The 5,354-nt window shown below is 52.2% G+C and carries 5 protein-coding genes; 2 read left to right on the top strand and 3 right to left on the bottom strand.

Annotation, left to right across the window (positions count from 1 at the left end; genetic code table 11):
* The 3 genes from dprA to DBO31_RS08995 all read right to left on the bottom strand — a co-directional run.
* A partial coding sequence (gene dprA, locus DBO31_RS09005; RefSeq protein WP_234995455.1) for a DNA-processing protein DprA occupies positions 1-1,050 on the bottom strand: 1,050 nt, incomplete at its 3' end.
* A 5-nt stretch (positions 1,051-1,055) separates the two neighbouring features.
* The gene (locus tag DBO31_RS09000) at positions 1,056-2,573 is read right to left on the bottom strand and encodes a YifB family Mg chelatase-like AAA ATPase (RefSeq protein WP_150824986.1); all 1,518 of its coding nucleotides are present in this window, start codon (positions 2,571-2,573) and stop codon (positions 1,056-1,058) included.
* A 10-nt stretch (positions 2,574-2,583) separates the two neighbouring features.
* On the bottom strand, positions 2,584-2,958 hold the full coding sequence (locus DBO31_RS08995) for a YraN family protein (RefSeq protein ID WP_059075312.1): 375 nt from the start codon (positions 2,956-2,958) through the stop codon (positions 2,584-2,586).
* Positions 2,959-3,195: 237 nt separating this feature from the next.
* On the opposite strand from DBO31_RS08995, the gene rarD reads away from it, so the two are divergent.
* Entirely contained in the window at positions 3,196-4,128 is a 933-nt protein-coding gene (gene rarD / locus DBO31_RS08990; protein ID WP_234995454.1) for an EamA family transporter RarD, read from the top strand.
* A gap of 125 nt (positions 4,129-4,253) precedes the next feature.
* Positions 4,254-5,354: iron-containing alcohol dehydrogenase (locus DBO31_RS08985; RefSeq protein ID WP_234995453.1), on the top strand; the 1,101-nt coding region annotated here is incomplete at its 3' end.

Raw genomic sequence — 5,354 nt, 5'->3', positions numbered from 1 at the left:
GCGAACATACAGTCCCGGCAGGATTTCTTCCACCAGGTTGTGCAGCATCAGGTTAAGCAATATACAGCTGATATCTGACGCAGCAAGACCGGTCTGTATGACCAGCTGCTCCACAGGCAGGGCCTGCGATTCCTGAAGTGCCTCATAGATCTTCCGCTCCGCATCAGACAAGGTACAGACAAAGGTACAGACAGACTTGCCTTTCTCTGATTCCACATGCTGCCAGCCGTATTCCTCCAGTACATCAGCTGCACCGGTCAGGATAATGGCTCCGTTCCGCAAAAGCGCATGAGTTCCCTGACTCATGGTAGAAAAAATACTGCCCGGCACAGCAAAGACGTCCCGTCCTTCTTCCAGAGCGAAATCGGCCGTAATTAATGCTCCGCTCCGCGCTGCCGCTTCGACGACGATGACACAGCGGGCCATCCCGGCAATGATCCGGTTGCGGGCTGGAAAATTACATGCCAGCGGCTCCACGCCGAAGGAAAACTCACTGACAACGGCACCGCCGGCATCGCAGATTTCCTGGAACAGGCGCCGGTTTTCCGGAGGATACGTCCGGTCCAGGCCATTGGCAACGACGGCAATTGTCCTGCCTCCACCTCGGAGTGCACCTGTATGGGCCCGCGTATCAATGCCTCTGGCTCCCCCGCTGATAACAAAAACGCCCTGCCGGGCTAATTGCTCCGACAGGGTATGGGCAGCATTCAGACCATACGGAGTAGCCTTGCGGGCTCCGACGAGAGCTGCTGTTTTATTATTCTGTGGCAGTATCCCCTGATAAAACAGGACGGCTGGCGCATTGTATGTCTGCCTGAGCAGTTCCGGATATGCTTTCTCCTGAAAGGTCACCAGATGTACCTGTCGTGAACGGAGCAGCCGTTCCTGCTCATCCCAGTCAAAGTGGTTGCGGGAAGTGTTGATGTAGCCGGCTTTCTGCGCACTGCCAAAGTGAGAAATAATATTCCGTATGCGCCTTGCTCCCAGGCCTTTTATCGATTGCCATGCTGCCATATACCGGCGTTCTTCCATGAGGTTCGCCGTTTCCACTGGCGTCACATCCTTTGCAGTTTATTTCTATAACTCAGCGCTTCGGCTACATGCTCCTGCCCTATTTCATCGCTTTCTCCCAAGTCAGCTATCGTACGGGATACCTTGATGATCCGGTCGTAACTGCGCGCACTGAGTTTAAATTTATCAAATACCTCCTGCAGAAGCCTTCTGGCCTGTTCCGTCACACAGCACGTTTCCCGGATTGCCCGGTGTCCCATGTGGGCGTTGCAGAACATACCAAATGGCCGCAGTCGCTCTACCTGCCGTTCCCTGGCCGCCAGGACGCGCTCCCGGATTACACCGGACCCTTCCTGTGCCTCATCGGACACGAGTTCACGGTATAAGGGCCGCTCGACGCGGACATGCAGATCAATCCGGTCCAGCAACGGCCCGGAAATTTTCCGCACATAACGGCGGATTTCCCCAGGCGTACAGGTACAAAGCTGGTCAGACCCGTAATTGCCGCAGGGACAGGGATTCATGGCGGCTATGAGCATATATTGGGCCGGATAGGTCAGGGAAGCGTGGACGCGGGCGATGTGCACGACGCCATCTTCCAGGGGCTGACGCATAACTTCCAGTACGGAGCGGGGAAACTCCGGCAGTTCATCCAGAAATAGGACGCCATTATGAGCCAGTGTAACCTCTCCCGGCCGCGGAATCGTGCCGCCACCGATGAGGCCGTTGACAGAAATCGTGTGATGAGGGCTGCGGAATGGCCGTTCTGTAATCATACGGTTCTGATGGAACAGTCCCGCTACGGAGTAAATTTTCGTCACTTCCAGTGATTCTTCCGTATTCATAGGCGGCAGTATGGTCGGCAGACGTTTGGCCAGCATGGTCTTGCCGGCCCCCGGAGGTCCGATCATGAGTACGTTATGCCCGCCGGCGGCAGCAATTTCTAACGCCCGTTTGGCCAGGAATTGTCCCTGTACCTCGGAAAAGTCAATGGTATATTCCGGCCTTATTTCCTGCTGGTCATCGGACGATACGACCACTTCCAGCCGTTCTATATCGTTCAGATGCTGTATGACATCGCGCAATGTGCGGACTGCATAGACCGTCATTTTACGGCACAACAAAGCTTCCGCCGCATTTTCTTCACTGATAAAAACCGTATGAAACCCGGCAGAAGCTCCTTTCAGAATCATCGAAAGAAGTCCCTTTACGGGCCGGATATGTCCATCCAGAGATAATTCCCCGATAAACAGGCAGCCTGCCGTTTTTTCTGCCTGTATCTGCCCACTGGACACCATGATGCCGACAGCAATGGCTATATCCAGTCCGGTACTGTCTTTTTTGAGCTCAGCCGGCGCCAGATTCATGGTAATCCGCCGCATAGGGAATTCATACCCGCTGTTTTTCATAGCCGAACGGACCCGCTCTTTCGATTCTTTGACAGATGTCGCTGCCATTCCGACGATTTCAAATCCGGGAAGTCCGTTGGCGATATCCGTTTCTACGGTAATAATGTTGCCCATGAGTCCCAGCGTCGTCGCTCCATATACACTTGCAAACATAGGAATACCCTCACATCCCCGGCCAGAACGCATGCCGGATATGATGAAGCCGCAGCGCCCCTCCCGGACCCGGCATGACTTCGATGACATCAAACCGGCACGGCACATCCCATAACCGGTACCGTGCCATATAGGACTGGGCCGTTATTTTTAATTTAAACTGTTTATGCTGTGCTACGGCCTCTGCCGGATATCCGTAACACAAGGAACGCCTCGTCTTCACTTCAACGAACACAATCGTATCGCAATCGCGGGCAATAATATCGATTTCCCCCAGCCGGGTCCGGTAATTGCGTTGCAGGATACGATATCCGCACTGGCGCTTCAGGTAAAGGGCAGCCCGCTCTTCTCCCGCCTTCCCCAGTTCTTTTTCCGGATCACTCATAATAACCTGTCTCCTTTATCCATTCCTTTCCCATATATGATACCAACGGAAGATTAACATTACCTGAAAATACGATGAGCTCTACATTAGAAAAAAACGGTTTTATTAAAAGTAAATTAGAATTCCCGCATTTCCCTTGCTTTTTTTCATGATTTATGATTTCCCCTGCGGATGAGTATATTTATACTTCTATTTATGATACAATGTCACATATCTCAAAAAAAGGAGCCCTGTCCCATGATAAAAGGCATCAACGTCTACTACATATACTTCATGCTCAGTCAGGTCATCTGGGGAGTCCTGCCGGCATTCTGGATTCTGCTGCGCGATCTATCTCCCCTGTATACACTGGCATCACGCATCGTCTGGTCCTCCGTCCTTTGCTTTATCCTGATCATGCACAAGCATCTCCTGTCCAATCTGACAGGGCTTTGCCATCAGCGGAAGCAATGGCCGTATATAGCCGGTGCCTGCCTGCTCGTTACCATCAACTGGGGGGCGTTTATCTACGCCATGACCCGTGGCTTCATCCTCCAGGCAAGTCTGGCTTATTTCATCAATCCCATTGTGGTCATCTTTTTTGGCGGCCTGATTTTTCATGAAACCATCAGTCTGATGCAGAAATTATCCATGTTCCTGGCGGCTTCCGGCCTGGTGCTGGCATTCTGCTTATACGGCCAGGTCCCCTATTTGTCATTCATCATCTGCCTGTCCTGGGCATCGTACAGTCTCCTGAAGAAAAAAATCGTCCTCGACAGTCAGGTTTCCGTTTTTATTGAATCGTTCTCCATGGTACCGCTGTCCCTGTTATTCATCTGTTTCAGTGAAATGCACGGTACAGGGGCTATCGGGACATTTCACGGCCTACAGTGGCTTCTGCTTCCGGCAACGGGCATTGTCACGGCCATTCCCATGATGCTCTTTACAGCCGGCGTCAAAGGCGTTCCTATCACCGTCTCTGGCATCCTCATGTACTGCTCACCCAGCATCACTCTGGTAATCGGCCTGCTGAGCGGTGAAGTCATGACACGGCCGATGCTGGTCGCCTTTATATTCGCCTGGATAGCCGTCGCCATCTATATCACCGGGATTTACCGCACGATGAAACAGATACACAGCCGGGAGGGGGTGCAGGCTATCCGTTCCCATACACAGGAAATACATAAATAATACAGATCCGGCTGATTTTCACATAACGGAGCGCCTGTTTTATGGTATACTAAATACTAGAATGGTAAGCAATTCTCCCTGGAGAGGGACAAAAAAATACTACATTATCTATCGAGGGTGATTCTATGTTTAATCTGCATGTACCTACGCGCGTTCTCTTTGGCTGTGGCCAGCTCAATGAGCTCCATGCACAGCCTATGCCCGGCAAAAAAGCCATGATTATCGTATCCAATGGCAAATCCGTAAAGGTCAATGGCTATCTGGCCCGCACGGAAGAACAACTCCGTCAGGCCGGCGTAGAAACGGTCCTCTATGATAAGATTGAAGCCAATCCATTGCGCCAGACCGTAACGGCAGGCGGACAAATGGCAGCTGCTTCCGGTGCTGACTTTCTCGTCGCCCTCGGTGGCGGCAGTGTCATCGACGCCTCCAAGGGCATTGCCGTCGTGGCAACGAATGGCGGTGACGTCTGGGATTACATTACCAACGGTACCGGCAAGGGAATGCCTATCAAAAAAACTCCGCTTCCCATCATTGCCATTACAACTACGGCAGGCACGGGATCAGAAACCGACATGGGTGGCGTCATTACCAATCAGGAAACAAAAGAAAAAACGCCGATTAAAGGGCCCCAGCTCTTCCCGCAGCTCGCCATTATCGATCCGGAACTCATGGCATCCGTACCTCCCCGTTTCACCGCCTATCAGGGATTCGATGCCCTGTTCCACAATATCGAAGGATACATTGCCAATAAATCCAGCCTTATGAGTGAAATGATCGCCCTTACGGCGATTGAGGCCATCAGCCAGTATCTTCCCATTGCCGTTGCGGATGGAAAAAATCTGACAGCCCGCGAAAAAGTGGCATTCGGCAGCTATCTGGGTGGCCTGGAAATGGTCGTATGCTCCACCGTAAGCGAACATTCCATGGAACATTCCCTCAGTGCCTTCCATCAGGAACTTCCCCATGGCGCCGGCCTGATCATGCTCAGCGAAGCTTATTTCACCTATTTTATTGAACATCACGTCTGTGACGGCCGTTTCATCCGCCTGGCTCAGGCTCTGGGTATGACCGAAGCAACAGAACCGAAGGATTTCATCACAGCCCTGCTGCGGCTGCAGAAAGACTGTGGCGTAGCTGATCTGAAGATGTCCGATTACGGCATTACTCCCGATGAATTTCCTCAGATGGCCCGCATTGCCAAATCGGCTATGGCCTTCCTGTTC

Origin of the sequence: Megasphaera sp. DJF_B143, assembly GCF_900320625.1 — a bacterium.
Taxonomy (GTDB): domain Bacteria; phylum Bacillota; class Negativicutes; order Veillonellales; family Megasphaeraceae; genus Megasphaera; species Megasphaera hexanoica.
Note: the sequence above shows the minus strand (reverse complement) of the source record. Positions and strands in the feature narration are given on the sequence as shown.

Excerpts from the sequence above, each read along its gene's own strand:
- rarD (WP_234995454.1), top strand. The coding sequence starts at position 3,196 with ATGATAAAAGGCATCAACGTCTACTACATATACTTCATGCTCAGTCAG.
- DBO31_RS08995 (WP_059075312.1), bottom strand. The coding sequence starts at position 2,958 with ATGAGTGATCCGGAAAAAGAACTGGGGAAGGCGGGAGAAGAGCGGGCT.
- DBO31_RS09000 (WP_150824986.1), bottom strand. The coding sequence starts at position 2,573 with ATGTTTGCAAGTGTATATGGAGCGACGACGCTGGGACTCATGGGCAAC.